Source organism: Nitrososphaerales archaeon (assembly GCA_032906765.1).
Lineage (GTDB): Archaea > Thermoproteota > Nitrososphaeria > Nitrososphaerales > Gagatemarchaeaceae > DASPPF01.
Genome location: JAJTZB010000004.1, coordinates 1 through 16,042, shown reverse-complemented (window position 1 = coordinate 16,042; position 16,042 = coordinate 1). Strand labels below are relative to the sequence as shown.

Annotated in this window: 17 protein-coding genes, 1 tRNA gene and 1 rRNA gene; 15 read left to right on the top strand and 4 right to left on the bottom strand. The window is 58.2% G+C overall.

The features are described 5' to 3' along the window. The first annotated feature begins 73 nt into the window (after window positions 1-73). The 5 genes from eif1A to LYZ69_05070 all read left to right on the top strand — a co-directional run bounded on the left by eif1A (window position 74) and on the right by LYZ69_05070 (window position 4,091). A complete protein-coding gene (eif1A, locus tag LYZ69_05090; protein ID MDV3277826.1) occupies window positions 74-382 on the top strand; it encodes a translation initiation factor eIF-1A in 309 nt (102 codons plus the stop codon). Between the two features lie 101 nt (window positions 383-483). Next, window positions 484-2,796, top strand: coding sequence for a hypothetical protein (locus LYZ69_05085; GenBank protein MDV3277825.1), 2,313 nt, complete (start codon window positions 484-486; stop codon window positions 2,794-2,796). Between the two features lie 48 nt (window positions 2,797-2,844). Further along, entirely contained in the window at window positions 2,845-3,414 is a 570-nt protein-coding gene (locus LYZ69_05080) for a CBS domain-containing protein (GenBank protein MDV3277824.1), read from the top strand. A 102-nt stretch (window positions 3,415-3,516) separates the two neighbouring features. Beyond that, window positions 3,517-3,771: a hypothetical protein gene (locus tag LYZ69_05075; GenBank protein ID MDV3277823.1), complete on the top strand. Its 255-nt coding sequence runs from the start codon at window positions 3,517-3,519 to the stop codon at window positions 3,769-3,771. Window positions 3,772-3,806: 35 nt separating this feature from the next. Continuing rightward, window positions 3,807-4,091 carry a hypothetical protein gene (locus LYZ69_05070; protein MDV3277822.1) on the top strand — a complete coding sequence of 95 codons (285 nt, stop codon included), beginning with the start codon at window positions 3,807-3,809 and terminating at the stop codon, window positions 4,089-4,091. A gap of 65 nt (window positions 4,092-4,156) precedes the next feature. On the opposite strand, the gene LYZ69_05065 is transcribed toward LYZ69_05070, so the two are convergent. After that, window positions 4,157-4,294: transfer RNA gene (locus LYZ69_05065), tRNA-Trp, on the bottom strand. Window positions 4,295-4,340: 46 nt separating this feature from the next. Continuing rightward, window positions 4,341-4,610, bottom strand: a complete 270-nt coding sequence (locus tag LYZ69_05060; GenBank protein MDV3277821.1) for a Trm112 family protein — start codon at window positions 4,608-4,610, stop codon at window positions 4,341-4,343. A 546-nt stretch (window positions 4,611-5,156) separates the two neighbouring features. On the opposite strand from LYZ69_05060, the gene rrf reads away from it, so the two are divergent. The 3 genes from rrf to LYZ69_05045 all read left to right on the top strand — a co-directional run bounded on the left by rrf (window position 5,157) and on the right by LYZ69_05045 (window position 6,698). Beyond that, window positions 5,157-5,293: ribosomal RNA gene (rrf, locus tag LYZ69_05055) — 5S ribosomal RNA — on the top strand. 83 nt (window positions 5,294-5,376) lie between these two features. Further along, window positions 5,377-6,495 carry a DUF1512 domain-containing protein gene (locus LYZ69_05050; GenBank protein ID MDV3277820.1) on the top strand — a complete coding sequence of 373 codons (1,119 nt, stop codon included), beginning with the start codon at window positions 5,377-5,379 and terminating at the stop codon, window positions 6,493-6,495. After that, complete coding sequence (locus LYZ69_05045) at window positions 6,492-6,698, top strand: hypothetical protein (GenBank protein ID MDV3277819.1); 207 nt, start codon at window positions 6,492-6,494, stop codon at window positions 6,696-6,698. The genes LYZ69_05050 and LYZ69_05045 overlap by 4 nt, the downstream gene beginning before the upstream one ends. Here the strand turns inward: LYZ69_05045 and map are convergent. Beyond that, window positions 6,690-7,580, bottom strand: coding sequence for a type II methionyl aminopeptidase (gene map, locus LYZ69_05040; GenBank protein ID MDV3277818.1), 891 nt, complete (start codon window positions 7,578-7,580; stop codon window positions 6,690-6,692). The two genes, LYZ69_05045 and map, sit on opposite strands and share 9 nt — an antisense overlap. 89 nt (window positions 7,581-7,669) lie before the next feature. On the opposite strand from map, the gene LYZ69_05035 reads away from it, so the two are divergent. The 7 genes from LYZ69_05035 to LYZ69_05005 all read left to right on the top strand — a co-directional run bounded on the left by LYZ69_05035 (window position 7,670) and on the right by LYZ69_05005 (window position 15,643). Next, window positions 7,670-8,137 (top strand): pantetheine-phosphate adenylyltransferase, encoded by a 468-nt coding sequence (locus tag LYZ69_05035; GenBank protein ID MDV3277817.1) that lies wholly within the window; start codon window positions 7,670-7,672, stop codon window positions 8,135-8,137. Between the two features lie 64 nt (window positions 8,138-8,201). After that, complete coding sequence (gene trpS, locus LYZ69_05030; GenBank protein MDV3277816.1) at window positions 8,202-9,329, top strand: tryptophan--tRNA ligase; 1,128 nt, start codon at window positions 8,202-8,204, stop codon at window positions 9,327-9,329. 10 nt (window positions 9,330-9,339) lie between these two features. Next, window positions 9,340-10,824, top strand: a complete 1,485-nt coding sequence (locus tag LYZ69_05025) for a phenylalanine--tRNA ligase subunit alpha (protein ID MDV3277815.1) — start codon at window positions 9,340-9,342, stop codon at window positions 10,822-10,824. Further along, complete coding sequence (gene pheT / locus LYZ69_05020; GenBank protein ID MDV3277814.1) at window positions 10,811-12,445, top strand: phenylalanine--tRNA ligase subunit beta; 1,635 nt, start codon at window positions 10,811-10,813, stop codon at window positions 12,443-12,445. Before LYZ69_05025 ends, pheT begins: the two co-directional genes overlap by 14 nt. A 168-nt stretch (window positions 12,446-12,613) precedes the next feature. Then, window positions 12,614-13,060, top strand: coding sequence for a toprim domain-containing protein (locus LYZ69_05015; protein MDV3277813.1), 447 nt, complete (start codon window positions 12,614-12,616; stop codon window positions 13,058-13,060). Window positions 13,061-13,155: 95 nt separating this feature from the next. After that, a complete protein-coding gene (locus LYZ69_05010) occupies window positions 13,156-14,322 on the top strand; it encodes a DNA primase (GenBank protein MDV3277812.1) in 1,167 nt (388 codons plus the stop codon). 259 nt (window positions 14,323-14,581) lie between these two features. Continuing rightward, complete coding sequence (locus LYZ69_05005) at window positions 14,582-15,643, top strand: hypothetical protein (protein ID MDV3277811.1); 1,062 nt, start codon at window positions 14,582-14,584, stop codon at window positions 15,641-15,643. Here LYZ69_05005 and LYZ69_05000 read toward each other — a convergent pair. Beyond that, window positions 15,630-15,944 (bottom strand): hypothetical protein, encoded by a 315-nt coding sequence (locus LYZ69_05000; GenBank protein ID MDV3277810.1) that lies wholly within the window; start codon window positions 15,942-15,944, stop codon window positions 15,630-15,632. The genes LYZ69_05005 and LYZ69_05000 overlap by 14 nt on opposite strands. Window positions 15,945-16,042: the final 98 nt, after the last annotated feature.

The window sequence follows — 16,042 nt, the reverse complement described above, 5'->3', positions numbered from 1 at the left end:
CTCATTCACAACGCACCGGAGTGTTTGCAGGCGGATTGGATTATGGCTAGAATGACATCGGAGGCGGAGTAGCGTGGGAAAGCGCAAGGTGCTGAGCGAGTCCAACCTGAAGGAGCTAGTCCTCCCCGAGCAGGGGGAGTTGCTCGGAAGGGTCACGAAGATACACAGCGGCGACCACGTGATGGTAAAGTGCACAGACGGGAAGATCAGGTTGTGCAGGATAAGGGGAAAGATGAAGAGGCGCGTCTGGATAAGGGAGCACGACATCGTCCTGGTCGCTCCGTGGGACTTCGACGACGACCGCGCCGACGTCCTCTGGCGCTACATTAAGGCGCACGAGCAGTGGCTCGGACAGAACAACTATCTGCCCCCCAACTTCTGACGACAAAAGGGACTGCTCCGACGTTAACCCCGTCTCCTCCAGCAGTGTCCACCGAGCAAGATGCGCGCCGTTAATTAGGCGACTCAATTCGTCCGAGGACAATGCGAATCATCGCTGACCTCCAACTCCATTCGAAGTACTCGATGGCTACGAGCGCGGACATGGACTTGGAACATCTGGCAACAGGAGCCGGCGCGAAGGGGCTCAACCTTTTGGGAACCGGCGACTTCACTCATCCGAAGTGGTTCGAGGAACTGAGGACGAAGCTGGAACCGATTGCAGGCGCGGGCCTGTTCACGTACCGGGGAATGACTTGGATGTTGACCGGGGAGGTGAGCACTGTCTACGAGCAGGACGGCAAGCCGAGGAAGGTGCACCACCTGATTTACTCGCCCGACCTCGAGACGGTGGCCCAGGTGAACGACGCTCTCGCCAAGTACGGCAACCTCGCGTCGGACGGAAGGCCAGTGCTCACAGGCCTCGATTCGGCAGAGCTCGTCGAGATTCTTACAGGAATATCAGGTTCGACCGTCGTGATTCCGGCTCACGCCTGGACTCCCTGGTTCTCGGTGTTCGGGAGCAAGTCGGGGTTCGACTCCTTGGAGGACTGCTACAAAGATCAATCCCGGAAGATATTCGCCATCGAGACGGGGCTCTCATGTTACGATAAACTGACAGAAGTCCTGACCAGATTGGGTTGGAAGAAGTTCGCTGACTTGACCCACGCCGACGAAATTTGTACATTGAATCCATCTCTTGGTAAGATAGAGTACCAAAAGCCCCTCCGCGTCATCAAGAACAGTTACCGCGGCAAGATGTACAGATTGCGCACGAAGAGAGTGGACCTATGTGTTACTCCGAACCACAGACTCTTTGTTACTCAATTTGGTTCGCGAGGGCCGAAACCTTTCAGACTTGAAGAGGCCAGATTTCTCTTTGGGAAATCAAAGACATTCCGCAAAGGAGGAAGCTGGGAAGGGAAGACAAGCAAGTACTTCAGGCTGCCTGCTGTTCAAATAAGGCACGGAAGTCGTTTCTACTCCGGATTCAGAAAAATCCCTGAGAAGAGGTTACCAATCAAGCCATGGTTGAGGTTTTTCGGTCTCTGGCTTGCAGAAGGTCACACAACCCAAGGCAACAACGGCGACTATGCCGTTGTTCTTTCCAACACAAACAAACGTCTGGTGTCCGAAATTGTTCGTTTGTTCAAAGAGCTCGGATACCGCTCCGCGGTCAATGACAACAGGGGCCGCTTTCAAGTCCGAGTCAAGAACTATCAGCTATTTTCGTTTCTCAGACAATTTGGCCACTCCCATGAGAGATTCGTTCCACTTGACATCAAAGCTCTGTCCAAGCATCTGATTTCTGTCCTACTTGATAGTTACCTGAAAGGAGACGGCCACATCTACGGTAGGACGGGCAAAGGCCTCTCGGCAACGACAACCTCAATTCGTCTGCGTGACGACCTTCAAGAAATCGCACTGAAGGTTGGCATGTCAGCCTACTACAAGTTGGGGAAGAAGAAGGGAATGCCCCTGAAAGCCCTCAACGATGGGAAATACAAATCTCGCTACGATGCGTGGGTGGTCTACTTCCTAAGACACAACAAACACGGTGTTACACCGTCAGTCGTACGCAAGCAGGGCTATACAGAAGCGTGGGTGGACTTCGACGGAATGGTTTACTGTGTATCTGTCCCGAACCACGTTGTCTACGTTCGGAGAAATGGCATTCCAGTCTGGTGTGGAAATTCCGACCCTCCGATGAACTGGCGCCTCTCGTCCCTGGACGGGCTCGCGCTGGTCTCCAACTCCGACGCGCATTCCCCCAACCCGTGGCGACTGGGAAGGGAGGCGAACGTCTTCGAGCTCGACCGGCTCGAATTCAGGGAGGTCTTCGACGCCGTGCGGACCAAGGACAGGGAGCGCTTCCTCTTCACGATTGAGGTTGACCCAGCCTACGGCAAGTATCACTTCTCCGGCCACAGGAAGTGCGGAGTCTCCCTCTCCCCGACCGATTCGATCCGCCTGAAGGACAGGTGCCCCAAGTGCGGCAAGAAGCTGACTGTCGGCGTCCTTGAGAGGGTCGAACAGCTCGCAGACCGCCCGGAGGGCTACGAGCCCGCGGCCGCAATCCCGTTCAAGCGCATGCTCCCGCTGTACGAGGTAATCTCATTCGCAACAGGAGTCAACAGGCTCTACGCCAAAGCCGTCATCGACGAGCAGGACAAGCTGATCAAGGCCTTCGGGAACGAGCTAGCAGTGCTCATCGACGCAGGCGAGGAGGCGCTGTCAAAGGTCACCAAGGCTGAAGTGGCGAAGGCCATTGTTGCCATGAGGATGGGGGAGGTAGAGTTCGACCCGGGGTACGATGGCGTGTACGGCGTGCCGAGATTCAAGTCGTCGACTAATTAGTCTCCCAGCATCAAAATTCATATACGAATACGAGTAAACCCCGCCTCGATGTCCGTTTCAGTGATAGAGCCGAGGCAGCTGAAGAGGATAAGGGTCCAGCTGGGAATGACCCAAGCGGCCTTGGGCAAGGTATCGGGCCTGAGCCAGTCCCTCATAGCGAAGATAGAGTCTGGTCAGGTCGACCCCTCCTTTAGCACAGTGAAGGCCATAGCGGAGGCGTTGCGTTTCAAAATCAGGGAAGGAGGCAAGAAGGCCTCAGATGTAATGTCCAGGCCGCTGGTTTCTGTCCAGACCAGCGCGTCTCTCTCCGAGTGCATAGGCCTCATGCGCAAGCACGACGTCTCCCAGCTGCCTGTCTTCTCCGGCGGCCAGGCCGTGGGCTCCATCTCCGAGGGCCACATAGTCTCACTCTTGAGCAACGGGGCCGACCCGCACGCTTCCCTCGCGAAGCCCGTCTCTAAGTTCATGGAGCCAAGCTACCCGACCGTCGACGCAGGAACCCCCCTTGACGCCCTTTACTCACTCTTCAACTTCGTACCCGCAGTCTTGGTGACATCAGGAGAGAAGATAGAGGGAATCATCACCAAGATAGACATGATATCGGCAGAAGTGAAGTAGTTCTAGTAGCGTCTTCTTCTGGCCAGAGCAACACCGACGGCGACAACGACCATCACAACGAGGACAGCCGCAGCCAGCAGTGTGGGGTTCCCCACGTTCACCGTGAATGACTGGCCCGTGGTAGTCGTCAAGGTGGAGGTCGAGATCAAGGTCGTCGTCGAGGTCACTGTGCTAGTCACGGTCGCAGTGCTACCAGTGGCGGTGGACGACGTTACCGTCGTGGACGTCGTCGTGGAGGTCGATTGCGCGTTGTACGTGAAAGTCCCGGAAGCTGTCGCAGGCACCTGGCTCGAAGTCCCGTATGAGGCTGTCACCGTGAAGGTCCCGCTCGTCCACGCGATGCCCCCCCAGCTGTAAACGTCTTAGTGAAGGTGCCCGAGGGCCCGCTACCGTTGACCGGGGCATTGCCCACGGTTGCGGTGTTGCCGCTCGGGTTGGCGACTTTGATGAACACCGCAGTGCTGGCGACGCTGCCGGACGCCGCTGTCACGCTACCTGAGACGGTGAACATGCCAGCGCCAGTCACCGTGGTCGGGGAGACAGCGACTGTCACGACGTCAGAAGCTGCAGTTGCAGCAAGCGGCGTGATGAAGAGCAATGCGAGGAGCAGTGACGCGCAGAAGACTGTTCTGATGGCGCTCATCATCGTAACGACTCGGGAGTGTCGCTATATTTAGCTTCCCAATGGAATCAATTGAGTCAGGGGCAGACGCGGCGGCCGTCTGCCTGACGGATTGATGTATGGGGACGGCCGGATTTGAACCGGCGGTCTACAGGTTTCTTTTGCAGCTCCAATGCCTAATCATCCACGCTGCTGTGTCATCAAACTTCTGGTTTGACCACTGGAGCCTGTCGCCCTGCCTAGCTGGGCTACGTCCCCACACGGCTAGCGAGGCCGAAAGACCATGGCTTTAGCGTTTCCTCGGTCAGAGGCTCCAAGGCTTGCCGCCGTGGGCCACCCGCTCCGGGATCTTCCCTTTCCATCTCTCCAGGAACGCGATGTCCTCCTTCCTGTCGCGGAGATTGTCGGGGAGCATGACTGGTATCTCGTCGACTATTGGGTAGTACCTGTTGCACTCCGAGCAGACCAAGACGCCGTCCACCACGAGCTGGTCCTTCGAGTTGAACTCGAGCAGCTCGAGGGGATAGTGTTTGTCGATGGGGCATGCGAGTATGTCCAGGAGCTTCCTCTGCACGATGCCGAAGGGTGATTCTGACAATATAAAGCAAGTGATTCACGCATTCTCGCTGAGACGGGAATTGGGGCTTATCAGCCGACGACAACTCATTCCCGGATGGGAATGCCCAATCCACCACCCAAGCCCTACAGGGAAATGCTCACCTGGCCCGTTTCGGAACAACTGAGGCATGTCCGAGGATTCAGCGACGGCGAAGGAGGTCCTAGGTTGTATTACCATAAAGACAAGAACGGAGTCAAGCGGTACGCCAACATCCGTTCCGTGGTAATTTCCAACACCGACAGGTTCCTCCTCCTGACGATTCAGCGCATTCTCGATGGTGTCGGCATCGAGTCTCGGGTGTACTTGGACCAAAGGGCCGGGGAAGGGAAAGCAACACGAGATAGTCATGTTCTCATAGTGATGAGATACGCAAGCCTGGCGGCCTTCGAGAGGCTGGTGGGCTTCACCGTTCCTAGCAAGGCTGACAAGTTGAGACGGATTCTGCTCACGTTCAGGAGACTGAACAAAACGGTTAAATCCGATGTCGAGGGCGGGGGCGAACTAGCCGGCCATAGCGCGTGGGTCCGACCTGGACTCGTTCCGAACCCAGACTCGAAAGAGGGGGAAAAGTCAAACCGCGCGTCGTCGCCATGCTACTGAGTTCCGAAAGGGCTCGGGAAGTGGTGATGCCGGCGCCCAACTCAACTCCTACATCCCAAAACAGTATCCAGAGCACACAACGTTTAAGTCCGAGCACGATTGGATGGCTCTTCGAACACATTTGTCCGTAGTCAGTTCGCTGCCCCTCCAGATCGGCTCTGATGTAAACACGCTTCTCTACATGGCGAGCCTCGGTTTCTTCGTCGTCTACGGGCTGTACGCGACGAGGATACAGGTCTACTTCGCGCTGAACGACATCGGCCGGGGTCTCAACAAGCTCAAGGTCATGAAGGACAAGTCCAGGAAGGAGGCGATCGAATACCTCACGAGCGTCGGGAAGGCTCCGTCCGACCCGACCCAGAGGGTAGACTCGTTCCTCGACTACGTCACGATCATGCCGGTCGACATGGACCCCCAGGGCATTGTCGGCAAGGTGGACCACGTCGTCTCGACGAACAACGACAGGGTGAGGGCGGAGGTCACTTCACTGATAGGCCAGAGCAACGCCGTGACGGTTTCCATCTCCGAGAACCTGCTTGAGGTGGCCACGGCGCTTAACCAGATACACAAAATTGTGAGGCACTTCTACCTACTCGGGAAGAAGACGAACTCGTACTTCACACTGGTGCAGTTACAGATGCTCATGCCGATGATAATCCAGGAGGCGGACGCTCTCCTCAACGCGGTCGACTCCTTCAAGGTGGGCCAGCCCGTGGGCGACGGGATAGGAGCGGTCATAGTGTCTCGCTACATGGTGGGGAAGGAGAAGAGGGTGGTCGCAAAGGACACAGTGATGGCAATCTCGGAGTACAAGGGAAGGAAGCTCTACGTCGTGAAGGCGGAGGGCCCGATGGCCTACGTCGGCCAGCCTGGGGTTGCGATAAAGAAGGTCGTGGAGGAGATGGGCGTGAAGCCGAGCGCGATAATCATGATAGACGCCGCCCTGAAGCTCGAGGGAGAGAAGACGGGCGAGATAGCGGAGGGTGTGGGCGCAGCGATAGGAGGAATCGGCGTCGAGAAGTTCCAGATAGAGGAGGCAGCAACCAAGAACAAGATACCACTCTACGCGATACTCGTGAAGCAGTCCATACTAGAGGCCATCACGGTGATGAGGAAGGAGATAGCTGAGGCCTCCGACAAGGTGATACAGATACTCAACCGGGTAATCGAGGAGAAGACGAAGGAGGGTGACGAAGTTCTCGTGGCCGGCATAGGCAACACCCTGGGTGTAGCGCAATGATGAGCTCTGTCCCGTCGCTGGACAAGAAGTCGAAGCTCCTGGTCTACACCATAGAAGAGTGCCCCGTCTGCAGCCAGAAGACGAAGCGGGCGTTCCAAGTCGGCGACTACATAACCAAGGATGGTGCGAAGTGCAGCAAGTGCAGCAACACTGCAAGAATCAGCCTGGTCTACGCGGAAGCGGCGCCGAAGCAGTCAAGTTAGGACCACCAACCCGTCGTCTTCCAGCGCCATCGTGTGCTCGAACTGTGCCACAGGCTTCCTCGAGGCCTCGACCAGAATCGGGTAGGACCTGACGACCTTCCTGCGCACCAGCTCCTTTAGAATCCCGTCGAGCTTCCCCCTGCCGTATTCTGCCACGTACCACCTGGGCGTGAACGGGAGCGTCTTCCTCTCCTCCCAAATCCTGGAAACGAACTCGTCGAGGCCCTTCACACCCGTTATCTTCCTGACGGCCAAGGAGTAGATTGTCACCGACGCTGTGTCGACGACGTAGCCCGCTGCCGACGAAAGCGTGAGAAAAGGCTCGATAGCGAAGACCTCGCCCTTCTTCAAGGACGGCATGTTCGGCACATAGAGATTCGGTATGCTCTTCCCAGCGTGCACGACGTACCTCTCGACAGTGTGTCCCGTCAGGTTCTGAATCGTCTTGAAACCAAAACGGTTTGCTTCGCGAAGGATTGCGCGCCCAATCTCGCCGACCCTTTGATCCTTCTTCACAGTCTCAACAGCCGCGCTGAGAGCGCTCCGGGTCGCTTCTGCGAGGAGTTCGTACTCCGGGTTGAAGGTCAGCGTCACCGAGGTGTCTGTGACGTAGCCTTCGACGTGAACCCCGAAGTCGACCTTGAGCAGGTCTCCTTCTCCGAACACCGACTCGTCGTCCTCCTGCGGGGCGTAGTGGGCAGTCACATGGTTCACCCCTATTCCCGTGGGGAAAGCCGGTGCTCCACCGCGGCTGACTATCTCCCTCTCGACGAGCTCGCAGATATCGACGTAGCCGAGTCCCGGCTTCGCAGACTCCATCACTACGTCCCTGACCCCTCTAGTGATTCTGCCCGAGGTCCGATACTGCTCTGGTGTTGTCATGGTCCCACCTCACAAATCCTTTATTGAGTGGCGGAGTCAGCACCGAATCTCGTGCTATTTCAAGTGATTCTCACGGAGGCGTCCGATTCTTGAAGTTCAGGACTGTCGCGACTGGGGGTACCTTCGACCATCTACATCGGGGGCACGAGGCCCTGCTCTCGAAGAGCTTCGAGGCGGGGGAGAAGGTCGTGATCGGAGTCACCTCCGACGCATTCGCGCAAAGGGAGGGAAAGAGTCCCGACCAGACGTTCGCGGAGCGGGTAGCGCGCCTCAGGGAGTACCTCGACGGTCGTTATCCGGGCCGCGAGTACGCGATAACAAAGCTCGAGGACCACTTCGGCCCGGGCATCGCTTCGGCCGAAGTCGACGCCATAGTCGTGAGCAGGGAGACGGCGTCCAAGGTGTCTATCGCCAACGAGGTGAGGGCTTCGGAGGGGTTCCTTCCTCTCCAGGTTGTCGTCGTCGATTTCGTGCTCGACGAAGACGGCAAGCCGATCTCCTCAACCAGAATCAGGCAGGGAGAAATCGACAGGGAGGGGAGGCGACAGCACCGCTGAAGGTCGCCGAGGGCCGCCCGCGCTCGAAAGGGCTTTAATCCGAGGTCTTTCAGGCAAGAGTATTGTGGAGAAGGACAGGCTGGATCCTTGGGGAACCAGCACAATCAAGGACTACACGCGGCTGGAAGCCGAGTTCGGCATAGACCCGGTCTCTCCGCTCCTTCCCAGGTTCAAGAGACTCAGCGCCCACCTCAGCCGTGGGATTGACTTTGGGCAGCGCGACCTGGCCCGCGCGCTTGACGCAATCGACAAAGGTAAACCCTTCGCGATCATGAGTGGCATCAAGCCGGACGGAACCTTCCATCTCGGGAACAAGATGACCGCGGACGACATGGTGTTCTTCCAATCACTCTCCAAGAAGGCGACCGTGTACTACGCGATAGCCGACGTGGAAGCATATTGCGACAATGGGCTGTCGCTGGCGGAGAGCGCAAAGATCGCTGTCCAGAACGTCGCAGACATCCTCGCCCTCGGGCTCGACCCGGAGAGGACAGTGGTGTACCGACAGAGCGAGGAGATGAGGGTCATGCGGTTTGCCACGATCTTTTCACGCGGGGTGACCAACAATATGTTGAAGGCGATTTACGGCGAGAGGCAGATTGGCCTCTACTTCTCTGCGTTGATACAGGCAGGGGACATCCTGATGCCTCAGCTTCCGGAATTCGGCGGACCAAAGCCGGTCCTCGTTCCCGTCGGAGCGGACCAGGACCCTCACATAAGACTCACAAGGGATCTCGCCTCGAAGTACAAGGACGATTTCGAGTTCATACCGCCCTCCGCCATTTACCACAGGCTCGAGATGGGGCTCACAGGCGGGGGGAAGATGTCGAAGCGCGTCCCAGACTCCGGTTTCACCCTGGACGAGGGACCGAGCTCGGCCTCGAAGAAGGTGCTCAGCGCGTTCACCGGCGGAAGAGATACAATCGAGGAGCAGAGGCGGTTGGGTGGGAGGCCGGACATCTGTCCTGTCTTCGACCTGTACAGATTCCACTTCGCCCTGAACGACGAGCACTCGCAGCGAGTATACGACGAATGCGCCGGAGGCATAAGGATGTGCGGCGAGTGCAAACAGGAGGCGGCAGGCCTCGTGAAGGGCTTCTTGGAGCGCCACCGGAAGAAGCGCGCGTCGATGCTGAAGGACGCAAAGGATCTTCTGGAGAAGAGCAGGCGCTACCTCTCGTCGGGCAAGTGATATTGTGGGCATGTCATCCACGCTCCATCCCATCGAACAGCGAGTCCTTTCCGCGCTTGCTAGCCACGGCAGGCTCGGCTTCGACTCGCTAGTCAAGGAATCCGAACTCAAGCCCGACCAGGTGAGGCGGGCGATTGAATGGCTCTCAACGAAGAAACTCCTCGCTGTATCCGAGTCGGTCACGCGCAGGCTCGAGGTCGTGGGCACGACGCCCCCTGAACTGACCTTGGTGACGAGGGCGAGCCAGGGTCCCACTCCCAAGACCCCCGACCAGCTAAGGGCTGACTTTTCGCCAGAGGAGTACTCGGCGGCCTTCGGCAGGGCTAGGGCCGCAGGGTGGATAACAATCGACCAGACGACCTCCCCGCCCGTCGTAAGGGTGGTCGACTCTGAGGGACCGAAGCTTCTGCAGTCTCTGATGGAACGGATTTCGAGACAGGTTGACGAGAGCTCACTTTCCGAAGAGGAAGCAAAGATGGCCGGAGATCTCCTCAGAAGAGGCTTACTGAGGAGGAGCGAGCAGAGAACGGTATCCGTCGAGATAACAAAGGCGGGACTCAAGGCCAGGCCGGGCACCGCGGAGACCGACTACGTCGACAGGCTCACCCCCGAGGTCCTTGGAGCTGGCAGCTGGCGAGGGAAGAGCCTGAGGCCAATCGACGTGGAGGCCAAGGCTCCTCGCTTCTACCCAGGCAGACGGCACCCGGTCAGGGACTTCATCAGAGAGGTGCGGGAGACGTACATCTCGATGGGTTTCACCGAACTCCAGGGGAGTAGCATTCAGCCCGCATTCTGGAACTTCGACGCTCTGTTCACCCCTCAGGACCACCCCGGCCGCGAGATGCAGGACACCTTCTACCTCGCCGGTCTGGAGGACAGGAAAATCAGGCGCTCTGGATTGGTGGGCAACGTTGCCTCGACGCACGAGGATGGCTGGACGACAGGCAGCCGCGGGTGGGGGTACTCATGGCGCGTTGAAGAGGCTAGGCGCCTTCTCCTGAGGACCCACAACACTGTCCTGACGATCAAGGCCCTCTCCGAGTCTGGCAACCGGGAAACGCGCGTGTTCGCAGTCAGCAAGGTTTACAGGAATGAAAACCTCGATTACAAGCACCTGGCCGAGTTCCATCAGATGGACGGCATCATCGTGGGAGAAGGTCTCAACATGAGACACCTGATGGGTTTCCTGACGGCGTTCTACAAGAAACTGGGTCTCAGGGACGTAAAGCTCTGGCCGTCGTACTTCCCGTACACGGAGCCATCGCTTCAGGTGATGGGTTACTCCGACGTGGCCAAGGATTGGATTGAACTTGGTGGCTCGGGCGTGTTCAGGCCCGAGGTGACTCGACCCCTCGGCGTCAAGGTGCCGGTGCTCGCATGGGGACCGGGGATAGAGCGATTGATGCTGCTGAGATACGGCCTCGACGACCTCAGGGACCTCTACAGCAGCGACCTTTCGTGGCTCAGGAACAGGGTGGAAGTTGCCCGTAGTTAGGATTGAGCTGAAGAGGTTCAGCAGGATGGTCGGAGCAGACCAGAGGAGGGCAGTCGAAGGACTTCCGTACCTCGGGCTCGACATCGAGGGCTTCGACAGGAATTCCGTGCGGGTGGAGTACAGCCCAAACAGACCAGATTTCGGGACGGACTTTGGGATTGCGAAGGCACTCAGAGGATTGCTGGGAAGAGAGGTCGGACTCGCACACTACGCCGTCCGCCCGTCGGGGGTCACTGTGTCTGTCGACAGGAGTCTCTCTTCCATCAGGCCTTACATCGCCTGCGCAACAGCCACAGGGCTCACCCTCGATGAAGAGGACGTCAGGCAGCTAATCTCGCTCCAGGAGGATTTGCATAACGGACTCGGGAGGAGGAGGGCGAAAGCTGCGATTGGGTTGCACGACATGAAGGCTCTCACCAACCAGATCGAGTACAAGGCAGTTCCCCATTCGTTCAGGTTCACTCCCCTCGACGGAAAGAGACAGATGAATGTCAGCGAGGTCTTGTCCGATACCGAGCAGGGCAAACAGTACGGCAAGATAGTCTCGCGAGGCCGCCTCTTCCCGATGCTGACAGATTCGAGAGGTGTCGTGCTCTCCTTCCCACCAGTCGTCAATGGCAACGCGACAAAGCTGACGAAGAAGACGAAGAACGTGTTCATTGATGTCACTGGCACACACCAGCGCATCGTCGACGATGTCCTTGCAATCCTCGCCACGACGATGGCCGACATCGGAGCCAAGATAGGCTCCGTTGTTGTCAAGCAACAGAAGGCGAGGCGCGCCACACCCGACCTGAAAGTTTCAGAAGTTCCCTTTGACTTGACTCTCGTCCGCGACGTGACAGGGTTGGACCTCACTAGGCAACAGGCCGTCAAGTGCCTCGAGAGAAGTCGCTTCGGCGTCAGAGGCAACACGGTCCTCGTGCCAAGGTACAGGCTGGACATACTGCACAAAGTGGACATCTCAGAGGAGGTGGCGCTAGGGTACGGCATTGAGAAGATCACCCCCGTCTACCCTCCGAGCAACCAGCCCGGCGTGTTCAACGTGTTCGACCAGTTTCTGGACAAGGTCTCTGACATCATGGCCGGCTCAGGTATGGTCGAGTTAATGACCTACGAACTCGTCGACGAGGACTCGCTCTACGGGAGATTCGGCAGACCTTCTGCGGACAGGATAGCAGTCGAGAGCCCGAAGAGCCTCGAGCACTCTCTCCTGCGCGATTCCCTGCTGCCTTCGCTGATGGGCGTCCTAGGGCGCAACGCGAAGGAAGACTACCCTCAGCGTGTCTTCGAAATTGGGAGGGTCTACACCAGGACAGAGGGGAGCGCCTCTGAAGCCTGGCATCTGGGCTGCCTCATCGCGCACTCACAGGCATCCTACACAGAGGCGAAGACGCACCTGGAGTCGCTCACGCGTTTGATTGCAGGAGGCGAAGCAGAGACCAGGGAAGCAAGCCACTGGGCATTCGCCGCAGGCAGGTCGGCGGTCGTCCGCCTCGGGAAGGCCGAGCTGGGGGCTGTAGGCGAGATAAAACCAGAGGCGCTCGAGGCGTTCGGGGTGAAAGTGCCAGTCTCTGGCTTCGAACTCGACTTGACGATGCTCCACAAACAGCTAAAATAGAACTTCGCTTCCCGGGTACCAGACGGCTTTCGTTCTACAGCGCGTTAAACGGCCACCTGCGAAGGCGGAGACGCTTTGATGAGCAGATGGTTTACCCAGACGCGCGACAGACGAAGGCCGTTTGCCCGTTGAAGAGGCTTGGTGACGCTCCCCGCTCAAAGCTGGGACATGATCCGGGCTCGTCAGAGACGGGCAACAATCAAAGGTAGGCGAAGAAAGACGAAGAAAACCGACGAGACGCGTTTCGGCGAAATGGTTGACTTTCTGCGGGGCTTTGTGGCGGAGCTCAATCAGCTCTCCTCGGAGGGCTGGGCAGTGCTCGTCGAGGGGCCGAGAGACTCGATGGCTCTGCTTTCCATCGGATACACGGGCCGGATTCTCACCATGAGGTCCATCAGCAGGCGCGGCGAAGCGCTCCCACAACTTGCGGGCGTGGTGATTCTGACCGACTCTGACAGGGAAGGCCGGCAGCTCACCGCGAGGTGCGCAAAGGAGTTACGTCGAAGGGACGTCCCGTTCTCGCTGGACCAACGGAGGAGACTCCTTGCCGCTTCGAAAGGCGTGTTCAGGCACGTTGAGAACCTGATCCGCTTCTCAGAAGCGATGGAAACATAGCGAGCAAACCGAGAGTTTATATCCCCGCGATTTTCGTCAGAAATCCAAGTTAAGCTTAAGCCGCTTAATCCGATAAAAAACCGAGATGAACGCAATTGCCAGATTCAGGCATAGTAAAGTACATGGTAAGGCTGAGGATTGACGTAGATGGCGTAGTGGAACGAGCGGACGTTATTGGTGCCATCTTCGGTCAGACCGAGGGGCTCTTCGGCCCAGAGATGAACCTGAACGAGCTTCAGAAGAGCTGGAAAGTTGGCAGGATAGAGATCAACCTAGAGTCGAAGAACGACAAGACCCACGGCGAGGTAATCATCCCGATGTCGACTGACATAGGGACGGCCGCCCTCATCGCGGCAGCGGTGGAGAGTGTCGACAAGGTGGGTCCCTGCAGCGCCAGGTTTACGCTTGGCGGGATAGAGGACGTGAGGGCGAACAAGAGAAAGCAGATAGTCGACAGGGCGAAGCTCATAGTCAGGGAATGGAGTTCCAAGACTTCCAGTGAAGGGGACAACGTCCTCAAGGACGTGACCGAGTCAATAAAGAGGGCGAGGGTGATCAACTACGGCCTCGAGAATCTGCCGGCAGGACCGGGCGTCTACACGTCAGAGTTGGTCTTCCTCGTGGAGGGAAGGGCCGACGTCGTGCTCTTCCTGAGGGCTGGAATAGAGAACGTGGTGGCCCTCGAAGGCACAAGCGTGCCAGACTCAATCAAGGAACTCGGGAAGAAGAAGAGGCTCATTGCAGTGCTTGACGGCGACAGGGGCGGGGACCTGATAGAGAAAGAGCTTGCTCAAGTCGTACGCGTCGAGAAGGTGATCAGGGCGCCGCCGGGTAAGGAGGTCGAAGAACTCACCCCAATAGACGTCATCAACATGCTCCGCGCCGAACGGGGGGAGATGCCGGCAACCGGTGGCAGGAGGGAGCGCGAGCGGCCCGCAGAGAGGGCTGCAGAAGGCCCAGAAGAGCCGATCGTCGCCAAGACTCGCGAGATGTTCCCGACTCTGAACGGAACACTCGAAGCCGTATTGCTAGACGAGAAACTCCAGGAGGTCGGAAGGTATCCGATAAGCGAGCTGGTCCAGAAGATGGAATCGGCCGGCGGCGCACACTTCCTGGTCTTCGACGGCATAGTGACGCAGCGCCTAGTTGACTCCGCGACCAAGGTAGGCGTGAAGGGCATCATAGGCCACAGGACAGGAGAGCTCAACGCCGTCCCTGACGACGTGCGAATCGGCACGTTCAGGGATCTCGGGCTAGAGTGACATCCTCCCACGACCGAGGCCGCGGGCTTCCAGCCCCTGTTTCATGGCGTGTAGTTCCTGCTTCACCGGCCGGGTTTGCGCGTCCCGTCGTCGGGACGGGTAGAGGCCCAGTCTCCACAGGCTTGAGCTCGGGCATGTCCTGCCCTACGGCACTATCCATGCCAAGTATCCATGCCACCCATTCCTTTTAAGCCCCAATGCGATTCATCCCACTGTTGAAGCCAGCGGGCTTTCTCGCCTAGGTTAGGTAAAGCGCCCGATGATAGTCATTGATTTCAATCCCAAGCACGGCCTGTGTTCTATCGCAGTCGAGTCGGCGGACGACCTCTGGACCCTGCGCAGACTGATCAGGAAGGGAGACGTCGTCGTCACCCGCAGCTCGCGCGTGATGAAGAGGGAGGACGAGTTCTCCAGGCCGGACAAGGGCGAACGGGTTAAGGTGACAATCGCTCTCTCGGTCGAAGATGTCAACCTCGACAGCAGTGTGGAAAGGATAAGGCTCAGAGGTACAATCGTCGAGTCCTCAGACGAAACTGTAAGCCGCGCCGGTTCGCACTCGGTGACGATTTCTCCAGGCCATGGCATCACGATTCGCAAGCAGAGGTGGAGCGCCTTGGATACAAGGCTGGTGAGTTCGGCGAAGACGACGCCGGGGAGGTTCCTTGTCGTGGCTGTTGACAGGCGCGAGGCAGGAGTAGGCTTGCTCAGCGGCTCCCACCTCTCTGTCCTCACGGTGATCGAGTCTGGGGTCGGGGGGAAGATGTCGGATGAGCAGAGTCCGAGGCCGTTCATCGCGAAGGTCGCAGCATTCGTTTCTCAGGTCTCGAGGGAGGAGGACGAAGTTGTGATTGCAGGGCCGGGTCACACCAAGAACGCAGTGATGAACCAGCTCGTCCAGGAAGCAGGGAAGCCCCTCAGGCCGCATCTGCTGGAGGGCTTCGACCTGACCGGGTCCGACGGGGTCAGGGCTCTCGTGAGGTTCCCAGGTTTCCAAGAAGTGGCGAAGGGTTCGGTCCTCGTTGAGATGCAGCGGGTCATCAACGAGGCTGTGAAGAGAATATCGTCAGGCGACAAGAAGGTGGCATACACGCTGGCTCGCGTGAAGGAGGCCGCAGCTTCAGGGGCGGTGGAAGCATGCGTCGTCTCCGACGACGTCTTCTCTGCCGGGATTGAAGAAGAGGAGCTTGTCCAAGTGCTCAACGAGATCGAGGCCAGGAGGGGGTCTGTCTACCTCGCCGACTCGTCTCTCGAGCTTGGGAAGCAGGTTTCCGCATTCGGAGGCGCGGTCGCACTGTTGAGGTACGGGCTCAGAGCCTACTGATCAGGGGAAAGACGAACTCGGCGAGCACCGCCAGGAGTATCCCACCCTTGATCAGGTCCTTCCCCAGCCGTCTCTCGACGTGCGTGTAATAGAGCACGAGCCCAATCATGAGAATCGAGGCATACGCCAGCCTCGCCACCACCATGACGGCCGAGTCGACGGTCGTCAGGGCCAGCGTCGCCATTGAAGTGAACTGCTGTGCGAACTGCTGGATCACTGCGCCGATGTCCGGAGGCGTGGGGATATCCAGCCCTGCCGCGATGCCCAGAGCGTCGAGTGCCCTCGCTAAGAGTTCTATCATCTCTCCAGCATTCAGCGTCTCTATTTAACCCGCCACGTCCAGAGGCTCAGTAGAAACCCTCTGACCAGAGAATAGGCCAGACTCGTTATCCTCGCCGC